The 11905-nt window shown below is 27.6% G+C and carries 26 protein-coding genes and 1 pseudogene; 7 read left to right on the plus strand and 20 right to left on the minus strand.

Annotation, left to right across the window (positions count from 1 at the left end):
* Positions 1-3: 3 nt before the first annotated feature.
* The 11 genes from KGF48_RS14650 to KGF48_RS14700 all read right to left on the minus strand — a co-directional run bounded on the left by KGF48_RS14650 (position 4) and on the right by KGF48_RS14700 (position 4306).
* On the minus strand, positions 4-354 hold the full coding sequence (locus KGF48_RS14650; RefSeq protein ID WP_227868203.1) for a hypothetical protein: 351 nt from the start codon (positions 352-354) through the stop codon (positions 4-6).
* An 11-nt stretch (positions 355-365) separates the two neighbouring features.
* Complete coding sequence (locus KGF48_RS14655) at positions 366-623, minus strand: hypothetical protein (RefSeq protein WP_227868204.1); 258 nt, start codon at positions 621-623, stop codon at positions 366-368.
* Between the two features lie 71 nt (positions 624-694).
* Complete coding sequence (locus KGF48_RS14660; protein WP_077745234.1) at positions 695-949, minus strand: hypothetical protein; 255 nt, start codon at positions 947-949, stop codon at positions 695-697.
* Between the two features lie 74 nt (positions 950-1023).
* Positions 1024-1431, minus strand: a complete 408-nt coding sequence (locus KGF48_RS14665) for a single-stranded DNA-binding protein (RefSeq protein WP_077745233.1) — start codon at positions 1429-1431, stop codon at positions 1024-1026.
* A gap of 16 nt (positions 1432-1447) precedes the next feature.
* On the minus strand, positions 1448-1621 hold the full coding sequence (locus KGF48_RS14670; protein WP_021369343.1) for a hypothetical protein: 174 nt from the start codon (positions 1619-1621) through the stop codon (positions 1448-1450).
* Between the two features lie 59 nt (positions 1622-1680).
* On the minus strand, positions 1681-2631 hold the full coding sequence (locus tag KGF48_RS14675) for a DnaD domain protein (protein WP_227868205.1): 951 nt from the start codon (positions 2629-2631) through the stop codon (positions 1681-1683).
* Between the two features lie 8 nt (positions 2632-2639).
* Entirely contained in the window at positions 2640-3239 is a 600-nt protein-coding gene (locus KGF48_RS14680; protein WP_227842010.1) for an ERF family protein, read from the minus strand.
* A complete protein-coding gene (locus KGF48_RS14685) occupies positions 3232-3513 on the minus strand; it encodes a hypothetical protein (protein WP_227868206.1) in 282 nt (93 codons plus the stop codon). The genes KGF48_RS14680 and KGF48_RS14685 overlap by 8 nt, the downstream gene beginning before the upstream one ends.
* 81 nt (positions 3514-3594) lie before the next feature.
* Positions 3595-3909 (minus strand): hypothetical protein, encoded by a 315-nt coding sequence (locus tag KGF48_RS14690; RefSeq protein ID WP_227864938.1) that lies wholly within the window; start codon positions 3907-3909, stop codon positions 3595-3597.
* Between the two features lie 11 nt (positions 3910-3920).
* Entirely contained in the window at positions 3921-4148 is a 228-nt protein-coding gene (locus KGF48_RS14695; protein WP_227854850.1) for a hypothetical protein, read from the minus strand.
* The gene (locus KGF48_RS14700; protein WP_227850566.1) at positions 4148-4306 is read right to left on the minus strand and encodes an Arc family DNA-binding protein; all 159 of its coding nucleotides are present in this window, start codon (positions 4304-4306) and stop codon (positions 4148-4150) included. Before KGF48_RS14700 ends, KGF48_RS14695 begins: the two co-directional genes overlap by 1 nt.
* Positions 4307-4449: 143 nt before the next feature.
* On the opposite strand from KGF48_RS14700, the gene KGF48_RS14705 reads away from it, so the two are divergent.
* Positions 4450-4620: a hypothetical protein gene (locus tag KGF48_RS14705; RefSeq protein ID WP_021362432.1), complete on the plus strand. Its 171-nt coding sequence runs from the start codon at positions 4450-4452 to the stop codon at positions 4618-4620.
* 140 nt (positions 4621-4760) lie between these two features.
* Here the strand turns inward: KGF48_RS14705 and KGF48_RS14710 are convergent, their stop codons facing one another.
* The 3 genes from KGF48_RS14710 to KGF48_RS14720 form a co-directional block, all read right to left on the minus strand.
* Positions 4761-4949, minus strand: coding sequence for a hypothetical protein (locus KGF48_RS14710; protein WP_227850567.1), 189 nt, complete (start codon positions 4947-4949; stop codon positions 4761-4763).
* Positions 4950-5050: 101 nt separating this feature from the next.
* The gene (locus tag KGF48_RS14715) at positions 5051-5380 is read right to left on the minus strand and encodes a helix-turn-helix domain-containing protein (protein WP_227868207.1); all 330 of its coding nucleotides are present in this window, start codon (positions 5378-5380) and stop codon (positions 5051-5053) included.
* A 136-nt stretch (positions 5381-5516) separates the two neighbouring features.
* Entirely contained in the window at positions 5517-5714 is a 198-nt protein-coding gene (locus tag KGF48_RS14720) for a helix-turn-helix domain-containing protein (RefSeq protein WP_227868208.1), read from the minus strand.
* A 73-nt stretch (positions 5715-5787) separates the two neighbouring features.
* Here KGF48_RS14720 and KGF48_RS14725 point away from each other — a divergent pair, with 73 nt between their 5' ends.
* Positions 5788-6141, plus strand: coding sequence for a hypothetical protein (locus KGF48_RS14725; protein WP_021385584.1), 354 nt, complete (start codon positions 5788-5790; stop codon positions 6139-6141).
* A 141-nt stretch (positions 6142-6282) separates the two neighbouring features.
* Here the strand turns inward: KGF48_RS14725 and KGF48_RS14730 are convergent, their stop codons facing one another.
* Positions 6283-7035, minus strand: coding sequence for a BRO family protein (locus KGF48_RS14730; protein ID WP_227841849.1), 753 nt, complete (start codon positions 7033-7035; stop codon positions 6283-6285).
* Complete coding sequence (locus KGF48_RS14735) at positions 7028-7207, minus strand: hypothetical protein (protein ID WP_227841850.1); 180 nt, start codon at positions 7205-7207, stop codon at positions 7028-7030. Before KGF48_RS14735 ends, KGF48_RS14730 begins: the two co-directional genes overlap by 8 nt.
* A gap of 135 nt (positions 7208-7342) precedes the next feature.
* Between KGF48_RS14735 and KGF48_RS14740 the strand changes: the two genes are divergently transcribed.
* Positions 7343-7522 (plus strand): Arc family DNA-binding protein, encoded by a 180-nt coding sequence (locus tag KGF48_RS14740; RefSeq protein ID WP_227868209.1) that lies wholly within the window; start codon positions 7343-7345, stop codon positions 7520-7522.
* Positions 7523-7525: 3 nt separating this feature from the next.
* Here the strand turns inward: KGF48_RS14740 and KGF48_RS20385 are convergent, their stop codons facing one another.
* The 3 genes from KGF48_RS20385 to KGF48_RS14750 form a co-directional block, all read right to left on the minus strand.
* Entirely contained in the window at positions 7526-7654 is a 129-nt protein-coding gene (locus KGF48_RS20385) for a hypothetical protein (protein WP_255613034.1), read from the minus strand.
* A 61-nt stretch (positions 7655-7715) separates the two neighbouring features.
* Complete coding sequence (locus tag KGF48_RS14745; RefSeq protein ID WP_227838823.1) at positions 7716-8504, minus strand: ORF6N domain-containing protein; 789 nt, start codon at positions 8502-8504, stop codon at positions 7716-7718.
* A gap of 37 nt (positions 8505-8541) precedes the next feature.
* Positions 8542-8745: a helix-turn-helix domain-containing protein gene (locus tag KGF48_RS14750; RefSeq protein WP_021423652.1), complete on the minus strand. Its 204-nt coding sequence runs from the start codon at positions 8743-8745 to the stop codon at positions 8542-8544.
* 165 nt (positions 8746-8910) lie between these two features.
* On the opposite strand from KGF48_RS14750, the gene KGF48_RS14755 reads away from it, so the two are divergent.
* The gene (locus KGF48_RS14755; RefSeq protein ID WP_227850569.1) at positions 8911-9285 is read left to right on the plus strand and encodes a helix-turn-helix domain-containing protein; all 375 of its coding nucleotides are present in this window, start codon (positions 8911-8913) and stop codon (positions 9283-9285) included.
* 34 nt (positions 9286-9319) lie between these two features.
* On the opposite strand, the gene KGF48_RS20390 is transcribed toward KGF48_RS14755, so the two are convergent.
* Positions 9320-9448: a hypothetical protein gene (locus KGF48_RS20390; RefSeq protein WP_255287830.1), complete on the minus strand. Its 129-nt coding sequence runs from the start codon at positions 9446-9448 to the stop codon at positions 9320-9322.
* Positions 9449-10058: 610 nt separating this feature from the next.
* Here KGF48_RS20390 and KGF48_RS20735 point away from each other — a divergent pair.
* The 3 genes and pseudogenes from KGF48_RS20735 to KGF48_RS14770 all read left to right on the plus strand — a co-directional run.
* A pseudogene (locus tag KGF48_RS20735) lies at positions 10059-10124 on the plus strand (hypothetical protein); the annotation flags it as partial.
* A gap of 38 nt (positions 10125-10162) precedes the next feature.
* The gene (locus KGF48_RS14765; RefSeq protein ID WP_074179295.1) at positions 10163-10564 is read left to right on the plus strand and encodes a type II toxin-antitoxin system HicB family antitoxin; all 402 of its coding nucleotides are present in this window, start codon (positions 10163-10165) and stop codon (positions 10562-10564) included.
* A gap of 59 nt (positions 10565-10623) precedes the next feature.
* Positions 10624-11742, plus strand: coding sequence for a site-specific integrase (locus KGF48_RS14770; protein WP_227850570.1), 1119 nt, complete (start codon positions 10624-10626; stop codon positions 11740-11742).
* Positions 11743-11905 lie beyond the last annotated feature (163 nt).

Below are 11905 nucleotides of genomic sequence, written 5' to 3' on the forward strand. Positions count from 1 at the left end.
ATTCTACCACTCCAAATCTTTAAATATTATTTCATAGCTGCACTCACCAGCTTCAATAAATATACCTCTACTATCTTGATAAATATTTTCTACTCCAATAATTCTTAATTCTGAATTCTCAAAGAATAATTTACACATATTGCCTTCTCTTAAATCTCCAAAATCTATAAGACATTCTTTACCTGTTAAAAATGAAAATTCTTCTTCTCCTGTTTCAAAGTTAAAAACACTTACTAATTCCATAACTCTTAATCCTATTCCGCAAATCTTACAATATCTTGCATCTTCACTTATATCTTCATTTCTGCATTGATAACAAACATTAATCTTATTTTTTCTTATCGTCTCTAACATTTCAGCTCTCCTCATTTTGAAATACCTAACATTTTATATTGCATTATTTTTGCTACAACTGCTGATAAATGCAATATCTTAAGCCACAACATTTCTCTTTGTAGATACTCCCATCCAGATACTATTTCAAAAGTCCCTTCATATTTTACTCGCTCAAACGGATTGTCTATTTCTGTACTCTCGAACGTTACTTCTTCAGTTCTTGTACCATTTATCTCAAAACTTCCCTTATCAAATTCTAAGAAGGCTTTCTCACACTCATATTTCACTCTTAGACCTCCAATATTTTAACTTCTAGGAAGTTAATAGTTATATTAACTCCCTAATAATTTTTGTATTTTTAATCACAGAAAGTTCTACTGCAATGTGGGCATCCAGTTATAAGTTCTTTACCAGCTATATTAGCATATCCTTTAGATTTTCTAGTTTCTTTAAAAAACCTTATCTCATAGTTTTGATAAATATTTCTTCCACATCTACAGCAAATCCCATCCTTTGGCGCAAAATGAGGGCAATCTTTTTTCTTTGCAAATCCTTTTTGTAACTTTATACATTTTGCTATTTCTTTATCCGTTATTTTTACTAATTCATTCATATTATTTACCTCCAATATTTTTTAACTTCTAGGAAGTAATATTGTATAGTTACTCCCTAGACTATTTAACTTAATTAAAAAGGTATATCATCATCGTCTATCGCTTGAAAACCTTGTGGGTCTAATCCTGGTGGTACATATTCTTGTTTAGCATTATTATCATTTTTACTAGAAAGTAGTTCTAAAGCATTTACATTAACCTTAGTAATAGATTTCCAGCAACCATTTTCATCTTTGTAATTATCTATATTTAATTCTCCAAAAGCGTATATCTGTTTACCTTTTGTAAGATACTGTACAAGATTTTCCACATGTTTTCCTAACTGTTCACAAGGTATAAAATCAACTTTCTTTTTTCCTTCTCTATCTTTGTATTTTCTATCTACCGCTACCCTAAATAAAATTTTAGGTGTACCCGAGTTTGGAAGATATTTCAGCTCAGCATCTGCAGCCAATCTCCCAACTAAAGTTATTGTATTCATTTTAATAGCCCCCTTTTTATTTTTCTTCCTGCTCTTCTGTGTACTCAACAAAGTAAGTGTAAGTTGTCTTGCTATTTTGTTTCTCCTTACCTATTCTCACTGTATATCCAGCCTTACCAAGTAATTTCAATAATTCTAATCTATCTTGAATATCTAAACTCCCACATTTCTGTGCATATATTCTTGCCATTTTATACCTCCCCTTTCTAGGAAGTGATAATATAGTATTTACTTCCTAGAAGTTTAATTTTATTTAAATTTAACCTTTTGACTTTTCTTAATTATGTCATCTAGTTCGTCAGGTGAATATTGAGTAAATGTTTCATTGAAGTTATGAAACTTATTTTTACTCACATTAGGAGTATTCACAACTTTATTATTAGACTGCTTCTTCTCCTGTTTACTCTTTTTTTTCTTCTCAAACTCATTTTGATACTCTGTAAGTTCTAAACTGGTTTTTACACCTGCTTCTATCCAATTATTTAATATTGTTTTGATATACTTATAATTCTTAACTCCACTGCCTACAGCTTCATCAACAGCTCTTATGATAACCTCAGCTTCCATTCCATCGTCTAAATAAGTCATTAACTGAAGAAAGTTATTTGGAGTAATTACACCTATATAAGATTCATAATATTTTTTTATGTAGACAGTTTTATTTTTTTCAGATTGTTCATCAATAACAGTAGTAGTAATATCATTTTCTTTTAAACCTATTTTCTTTTTAATACTATTTTCTTTTATGTTGCCGATTTCCCGACCCCGGTTTTGCCGGCTTCCGGTTTCACCGACTTCGGTTTTACCAGCTTCCGGTTTTACCGGAGTCGGGAAATCGGAACACGGTTGAGATTCAGTCGTTTCAACACTTTCAGAATTTACATTTTGAGGTGTATCAAAAATATCATATCTATAACCTTTCATTTGACCTTTTTCATTCTTTATTTGTGTCCTAGTAACAAAACCTTCTTGTATAAGTTCTTTTAAGGCATTGCTTACCTTTGTCTTGCTATCTTTTCTATAGCTTATTAATGATTTTGCATAAACTTTATGACTACCCGACCTTTGAAACCTTAACATTTGAGTGACTACCCCTATAGCTGAATAAGAAAGATTTTCATTGTCGAGTATTGTATTAGGTACTCTTGTAAATGGGTCATCAAAATTTATATGAAAGTATGTTTCGTTGTTAAAATTCAATATATCACCTACTCTTGATTTTGCTTTTCATAAGCATTACAAATTGTGTCATACTCTTGTTTTGTTAAATCTTTTATCTCTTTTCCAAATCTCTTAAATACTTTTTCTTTTAAACTTTCTTTATCAACATTTGCATTACTTGCTATTGCATATAACCTGCTTAACTGTTTGTCGGTTAATATTCTATTACCTTGCTGGGTATTATTAGAATTATTTTTAACTTCATTTTTTCCACTTACTGCGTCAAAACTATCATTCTCAGTTATGTTAAGTAACTGAATGTACAAATATCTAGTCTGATAGGTTTCTATCCCTCCTAGTGCTTGTAATTCATTAGAACCTTTAAGTTGCAAGTCTCGCATTGGAGAAGTGAATACAATCTGTTCTGTGGGGTTTTCTCCATTTATTAATGTTAGTGTTGCGTAGTCATTTGTAAAGGTTATTATAGGGCATAATTTAACTTCTTCAAGTAGTTCAGTTGCTTGTGGTAAAAAGTCTGCTAACTCAAAATATTTAAAGTTAGAGTACTTATTCTCTCCGCTTTTCTTTAATTTCAATTTACTTAATTTGACTCTAACATCCATTAATTTAATGTAAATATTATTCACTTCCAACAAGTTCACCCTCCATTTCCCTTATATTTCTTTTTAAAACTCCTTCCCATCCATCTATATAATCTCCATATAATCCATCTGATTTTTGTTCTTCTAAATCTTTTTTAAACTGCTCTATTGTCCAATTTTCTTTATGCCTTTTTATACAATATTCTAATCCTGCAATACTTCCTAAAGCTTGCTCTGCTTCGATTCCTTCAAATCTAGTAAACTTTAATAAAAATAATCTATCTTCTAAATCCTTAATTATTTCATTTCTAGTTTTCATTTCTTCCCCCTTATGCTATAATATATAATTATTAAATTTATTTTTTGTTTTTTGATTAGAGCCTCAACCTAGGCTCTTTTCTTATATCTGAACATCTATAGGTATATCTCTTTCAAGTTCTTCTGAAATTAATTGAAATATCTTGTAATCCTCACTTTCTTCATATTCTTTTATTTCAATCTCTGCATTTATACCGCCTAGAATATTTTCAACAGCATACTTTACTCTTTGCCATGCAACTATTTCTCCTAGATATTCTCTCATGTGCATATCATCTATTAAATCTCTCTCCTTACTTCTAAGTTCCTCATAAAGCTTACTATTTTTGCTTATCTCTAATTCAGCTAAATCTAATTGGTTTTGCACCATTTTTTTTACTTTTTTTAAACTTTCCATAACAAAGCCTCCTAGTTTAAATTTTCAACTTCATAATCATTATCTTTAATATCTTCTGTTGTTAATGCTTGATACTCCATGCAACCTCTTTCTTTGTCATAGTATGCTAAATTTAACTCATTTTCTGTTGCTACTACTACAATGCAGTTAATTTCAAACTTAAATCTTTTACAATTTACTTTTACTGCATTCCCTACTTTAATTGTTTGTAAATCAAATTTTTTTGCTAATCCAACCATTATTCAACCTCCTTATTTTCTATTTCTTTTATGTAATCCCAAAGTATGTGTAATATAAGCGAATTCATGGAACTACCTTCTATTGATGCTCTATCTTTCATTTTTTCAAGCAATGGTGCTGGTAATCTAAATGTAAATCTAACTCTTTCATTTGTCATATATTTGACGTCAACTCCCTTCTTGTTTTAATAATACCACGTCATATATTTGACGTCAAGCATTTTTGTTGACTTTTCTTTTATATTATTTTATTATTAAAGTGTCATAAAGACGTCAAATTTAATGTAAGGAATGATAAAATATGTCTAATAAAGATATTTATACTCGTGAAGAAGATAAGAGATTTACACTAAGGATTAATAAACTTCTTTTTGAGAAAATTGAACAACTTGCACAAAAAGATAAACGTTCTATAGGTAGAGAAATTGAATTTATTCTTGAGAAATATTTTGAAGATAATCCTTTAGAATAAAAACTATCATATCTTTTAATGTATATCCTTTAACTTTTGCCTGTTTTAGAAGCTTGTCTTTAAGTTCTCTAGGCAGGCGTATTGTTGTTTGTTCTATTTGCATCTAATCACCTTTCTCTTTAATTACTTATAGATTAAACTCATTTTATTTTTAAATATGCTGGTAAATACAAGTTAACTAAATCTATATCTCTTGTTAATGCACTTCTTTTAACTTTCTTATCTCTATTAAACTTCTTGTTACTTTTCTGCTCATCATAGTATGTAATCTTATACAACTCTTTGTTTTTCTCTACCTTATAAACTTTGTTTTTATAGATTATTTTCATGATGTTATCCCCTCGTTGTATTTTCTAAGACCGTCAAAACTTGCTTTCTTATTATATTGCTTACAGAACTGTACATAAGCTATTAGCACCTTTACACTCAACTAAATCACCCCCTTTCTCTTTTTTAATACATCTTTATCTTTCATTGCATTTTTCATAATAAATTCTTCGAATGATATTCTATCAATCATGTATTTTCTTCCCATTTTAAAAACAATAAAATCCTTTGTTTTCATAGTTTCTCTTGCCATATTTCTAGCTGTTACATCAGATACTTTTAAGTAATCACAAAATTCTTCTATAGTCATTAACTCCATTCTTTTAATTCCTTCTCTATCTAAAAACATCTTGATGATGTCTGTTGTATCATCTCTTCGCATTAGCTCTTGCACTAAGTCTCTTGTATCTATGAATTGTAATGCTACACTCATTTTTATCTCACCCTTTCTGTACATGTAAACTATTTAAAGAAAATCTTGCTAAACTCTATTCCTAAAAAATAGAAAACTACAATTAAAATTAATCTAAGTAATAATGCTTTTTCTTTATTCTTTATTTTTACCACTCCTATCTTCCAACTAATTCATCTAATGTAATGTCTAAATAGTCAGCTATTTTTATTAAAGTATTTATGGTTGGATTTTTCTTTTCATTTCTTAAAATCTTATAGAATCCACTTTCGTTTATGCCTAATTCCTTTGCTAATTTATAAGGTTTTATATTTCTTTTTCTTAGTATTTGACTTATATTGTCGCCTATTAACACTTAATCACCTCTGTTCTACATGGTATAATATAAATGTGGAATATATTCCATACACTTGAAAGGTGGTAATATTATGGATAAAATTACTTATGAAATATTAAGGTTATTAAATGAAAAAGGTTCTCTTAATGCATATCAATTTGAAATTTTATTAAATGTAAAAGGTGTTGATAATTATCAACCTCGCTTGAAATATCTCTATGATAATAAATTTATTTCTATTGCTCATGCTTTTAAAAATTCTGATGAATTTGAATTTAGATACGATTCATATTTTGAAATTACTCTTGAAGGTAAAGCTTTTATAGAAAATGAAATGAAAAATAATAAAAAGTTTAAGATTCAATCAATTTACATTCCTATTTTAGTAGCTTTTATAACTTCTCTTTTTACTAATTTGATAGCTTTATGGCTATTAAAACAATAGTTATGTTTGTTAATAGAGAAACTAATAAACTTAATACAATTGAAAAGATTATAGGTTTCTCTTCTTGAAATTTCTTTAATTTCAAATCTAATCATTCCTTTCAAAATATTCTGTATTTAATTTTCAAAGTGCTAGTTTTATCTAGTTATCAAAACTACTTAAAGCTTTTTTTATAATAGGTATCACATTTTCATAATATCTAAAAGTTGTAACTTGTTTATTTGAATGTTTAGCCTTATCCCAAACCTTAATGCCATATTCATCTGTTTTCAAATTATAAGCATTTGCTAGACTTCCAACTTTATTAGCTGAAACTCCTAATATTTTACCTATTTCTGTAGCTGAATAAGTTTTTTCGTTTGCTACAGGTAATGGTATTAATGCTTCTCCATACAGTTGTTCTGTTGCTTTAGAATACATAATCTGTTTATACTCTTTTATGTCTACATTTTCTGCTATCTCTAGATATATCTTTGCTTCCCTTGCCCTTGCATTTTTTAATCTAGCTTGAGCATTCATGTATTTTATTTCTGATTCATCTTTAGTATCCTTAGTTTTTCTACTATTGTATGTGCCTGTTTTACGAATAGATGGTAATACTTCATCAAATACCCAACTCTCAAATTTTTCTGCATTTGGTAATTCACTATTAGAAATAAGCCTATACATATCGCCTTCCGGTATAATATTTACCTTCAAAACTTTAGAATTACTTTGTGGATGAGGTATGTCGCATTTCGCTACCCACTTACAATGTTTCTTAACTGCATCTCTAGTGTTAGAGTAACCAAGAGCTTTTGCTATATCTGTTGCTACAAAATACGGTTTACCATCAATTTCAATAGTTCTTATCTCACCAAAATTGTAATTTTTAAATATTTGTAGATTATTCATACTTTCCATCCTCCTTATGACTATTTTTATATTCAGATAAATCAAACTCTTTCCATAAAATATCTATTATAAATGAGTTTTTAGTTAATCCTAAGTATTTTGATTTTCTTGTTATTTCTTCATTTAATTTTTCAGGCATCCTAACAGTTATTCTCTTTTTATTTGAGTTCATTTTGCCGTCAACTCCTTTCTTGTTTTAATAATAACACGCCGTCTTTATGCCGTCAATATAATTTATAGATTTTCTACAAATTATTTTTATGATATAATAATGACATCATTTAGACTTTAAAAAGGAGGTATTATTATGTCATCTGTGTTACCTAAATACACTTTAAGGATAAATAGAATTTTGCTTGAAAAAATTAAATATATCGCTGAAAGCGAAGGTCGCTCTGCTAATAAAGAAATCGAACAACTAATTAAAAAACATGTTGAAAATTATGAACAAATAAAAGGAGAAATAAAAGTCAATATTGAAGAATAACATTTATAAAGCTTTGCTAATCACTGACAGTATGTACTCATTTACTGACATACCTCTTTGATTAGCTTTTTCTTTGCATTTAACATATAATTCTTCTGTAATACTTAGAGTATATTTCTTTTTACTATTCAATCTATCTCACCTCTTTTTGAATATTCTGTATTTAGTTTTCAAAGCGCTAATTTTATTTGACCTAATTCTTGCTTAAATCTGATATTCCATATTTTAGAGCCATATCTTTTATAATAGATACGTAACCCTCTATGAGTTTTTTATCATCTTGTATTACATCTAAATTATTCACTTTCTCTCTTTTAGATTCAGATACCCCTTCTTCTGCCATCTTTCTTCTTTTATTGATTAATCTTCTATGCAAATCAACTCCAAATCTCTTATTTAATAATTCATAACTTTCTGTTCTAAGCATATTTATATGTTCAAAACCACCTTGTTTTTTTGCTATTCTTGCGATTAGTTGATGTGTATCTGTTCTCCAACTAGTTGAATCTAATGAAACTACATCTTTTATTGTTTCAACTTCTTCCTTTGCCTCTAATGCAATGTTATTAGCTCGGTTAACTTGTAGTCTTAAATCTTTCATTTCTTTTAAACTTTCTATTAAAACATCTTCTATACAAGATGGTTTCTGTTGCTTAACTTTGAAATATGTTTCCTCTAAATTATCAAACTGCTCCCAAGCTTTATCAGTATCCAATATTTTGCAGTGTCTGTTTGCTCCTCTTTCAGTCCAAAGATAAAGTTTGTTTACATTAGGTGCAATTCCTATATCATATGAATCGCGTTTAAATGTCCTTAAATCATCACCTTGCAGACAAAAATAATGTTTACCTTCAATAAATCTCTCTTTATTATTATTAAAATTGTTACTTATATTTCTAATTTCAGTTTCATAAACATCTGCTAGTTGCTGTGTAGTTAGAACTCTCTCATTATTTCTTTCTATTACTTGTAAGTTGTTCATTTTATAATCCTCCTCATAAAATTTCTATTTCAGAAATTTAATTTGTAAAAAAATTTTCTATATCACAATCAAGTATCTTAGATAATTTAGGTAACATATCAGCTCTAATTGAATATTGTCCTGTTTCGTATTTAAAATAAGTTGATGCGTTTTTAAAACCTAACTCTTTTGCAACATTTTGTAAAGATAAATTTAATGTATTTCTTCTTTTTTTTATAAAATCATGGTTTATCTTTTTCATACATTCACCTCAATTTCTATTTTAGCAATTTCTATATTTTAATAATATCATTTCTAAAATAGAAATTCAAGACTTTTTTATATTTATTTTAGAAATTTCTTATTTCTATTATAGAAAAATATGCTATTATATTTCCATAATAGAAAATTTTCGAGGTGATTATATATGGATGCAAGTCAAAGAATTAAATATCTTAGAGAAAATATGAGTATGTCACAAAAAGAATTGTCTGAAAAAGCAAATATAAATACAAGTGTTATGAATAGAATAGAATCTGGTGAAAGAGCAATAAGAGATGATGAGTTAATAATATTTGCTAAAATTTTTGATGTATCTACTGATTATATTCTTGGTTTATCAGATACAGAAAAACTAAATATTGACGAAAGTTATGAATTTATAGACAGTTTAAATAGTACAGACGACATAAAAGAGTTAATAAAGGTAGTTCTTAGCTTAGATGAAGAAACTAGAGATAAAATGTTAAAAATAGCAAAAGTATTTGTAACAGAAAAAAATATTGAACATAATGACAATTAAAACTGATAAATATAATATATTTGAAAGAGAGGAACTACACCTCTCTTTTTTCTTTCTCTTCTTTCAACATCTTTTCATACTTCTTAAATTCCTCTTCCTCAACTTCTTTAAAGTTTTTAAATAAATTCTCTATTTCCAATATTAATCTTTTTGTATACTGCACATATACCATCCCCCTATTATCAGAACTTACGTTCTTATTTTTAGTTAAAAACTCCCAATAAATTTTAATAAAACTTATGTAATTATACCCTTTCATTTCTAAAAATGTTTTCCGATTATTCAGAATTGTCTTTGATAATTATCTTACTTACATAATAATACTTTTGATTTGTTAATGCAATAAAAAAACCGTAATTGTAATAAAAAAATCGAATTTTGTAGAGACTTGGAAGTTTTTTCCATTTTGTATGTATTAATAATCGTGTTTTTTATTATATTTTTTTATATTTCCTTATTTATATAATTTTTTTTATAATGTATTATTATTTTATATTTTTTATTAAAAGTATATGTCGATTTAAGATATTATTCTATAGTATTGTTTTTTATTAATTTCATGTTTAAATTTATATTTTAATTTACCTTCCTCTATTTACACGTATCTAAATACGTGTTATAATATGATTGTAAGGAGGGAGTATGAAATCTTATTCTTCAAGAGAAATTTTAAAAATACTCAATGCAGATGGATGGTATGAAGTAAATTGTGTTGGTGACCAACACAATTTAAACATCCTACTAAAAAAGGTAAAGTTACTGTTCCTCACCCGAATAAAGATTTACCTCTTAGAACTGTAAAAAGTATTTTTAAACAAGCAGGGATTAATATTAGTTAATCCCTCTCTCCTTACAAAAACTTTAAGGAGTTGATAAAATGAAAAAAGATATATATGTATATCCAGCTATATTTAGCTATGATGAAGATGGTATTTCTGTAGAATTTCCCGATTTACCAGGTTGTTTTACATGTGGAGATACAACAGAAGAAGCCTTAAAAATGGCTAAAGAAGCTCTAGGACTACATCTGTATGGTATGGAAGAAGATAACGATACAATACCAAGTGCAACAACTATAGATAAATTAAACTTAGAGAAAAATCAAATACCTACTTTGATAGAAATATATATGCCGATTCACAGAAAAGCTATAGAAAATTACTCTGTTAAAAAGACTCTTACTATTCCGCAATGGCTTAACAGAGAAGCTGAGAAACATAAGGTTAATTTTTCTCAAATACTTCAAGAAGCTTTGAAAAAACATCTTAATATTCATTAGATATAATTAGAGCAGTATAACTGCTCTTTTATATAAAAACTTATAAAGGGAGTGTACATATGAACATCAAATCAGCTTTTATAAGAAAAAGAGGGGGGAAATTCTATGTATATGTGGAGTACATAGAAGAAACAACTGGTAAGATAAAACAAAAAAGTTATGGAAGCTATGAAAAGAAAAAGGATGCTGAAAAACATTTAATTGAAATAAAGTCAACTATAAACAATAATAAGTTTATTGCTCCAAGCAAGACAACTCTTGTAGAGAGGTGTTATAAATACATAATGTCAAATGAAAAAAAATGGTCTCCTTATACAACTGTAAATAGAAAATCGTGGGTTAAAAATTATATAGAGCCTTTTTTTAAAGATACAATCTTGATAGATGTAAACCCTAGCCTTCTTCAAATCTTTATAAATAAAAATTTTGACGGTTCTGCCTCAACAACCGCAAAAGTTAGATATAATTTTCTATCTTCTGTTTTAAAAGAGTCTTATAGACTAAAAGAAATATCTGAAAATCCTTGCGATTTTGTAAAATTACCAGCTCAAAACGTTACATCTGAAATTGAAATATATAATAGAGAAGAAACACTGTTGTTAATAGAGAAGTTGAAAGATAGTTTGATAGAGATACCCATTCTCTTAATGTTGCTGTTAGGTTTAAGAATCGGAGAGGTAGCTGGTCTTAGATGGTCTGATGTTGATTTAGATAATAGTATAATAAATATTAATCAAATTCTCATATATGCAAATAGTAAAATAACTTTTAAAGAACCAAAAACTGCAAAATCAAAAAGAACTTTATCAGCTCCAAAGGAATTAATTGAAAAATTAAAAATAGAAAAATTAAAACAGAACAAAATGAAATTGCAAGGCACACTTGAAAATGAAAATAATTTAGTGTGTTTAAATACAAATTTAAATCCATGGATACCAGCAACATTAAGTAAAACTTTTCATAACTTTATTAAAAGAAATAATTTAAGAAATATTAGAGTACATGATTTGAGACATACAAATGCAAGTTTGCTTTTGTTGGGGGGTACTAACATGAAAGTGGTTTCTGAAAGATTAGGTCATACAGATATAAAAATAACTATGAATAGATATTCTCATGTTTTAGAGGAAATGGACAAAGAAGCTTCTGATAATCTAAGTAAACTTCTATTTAAATAATGAAAACTGACTGTCAGTTAAATGTCAGTTAAACCTAAAAAAATAGGTTTTGTCAGTTAAATGTCAGTCAGTTATTTTATAATAACTTATTTTAAATATCGCTAAAACTGCACGTTTTAACACTTATTTATGTTTGTTTATACGTATTTATTATTCCTTATTA

The organism is Clostridioides sp. ZZV15-6388 (genome assembly GCF_020657755.1).
GTDB lineage: Bacteria > Bacillota > Clostridia > Peptostreptococcales > Peptostreptococcaceae > Clostridioides.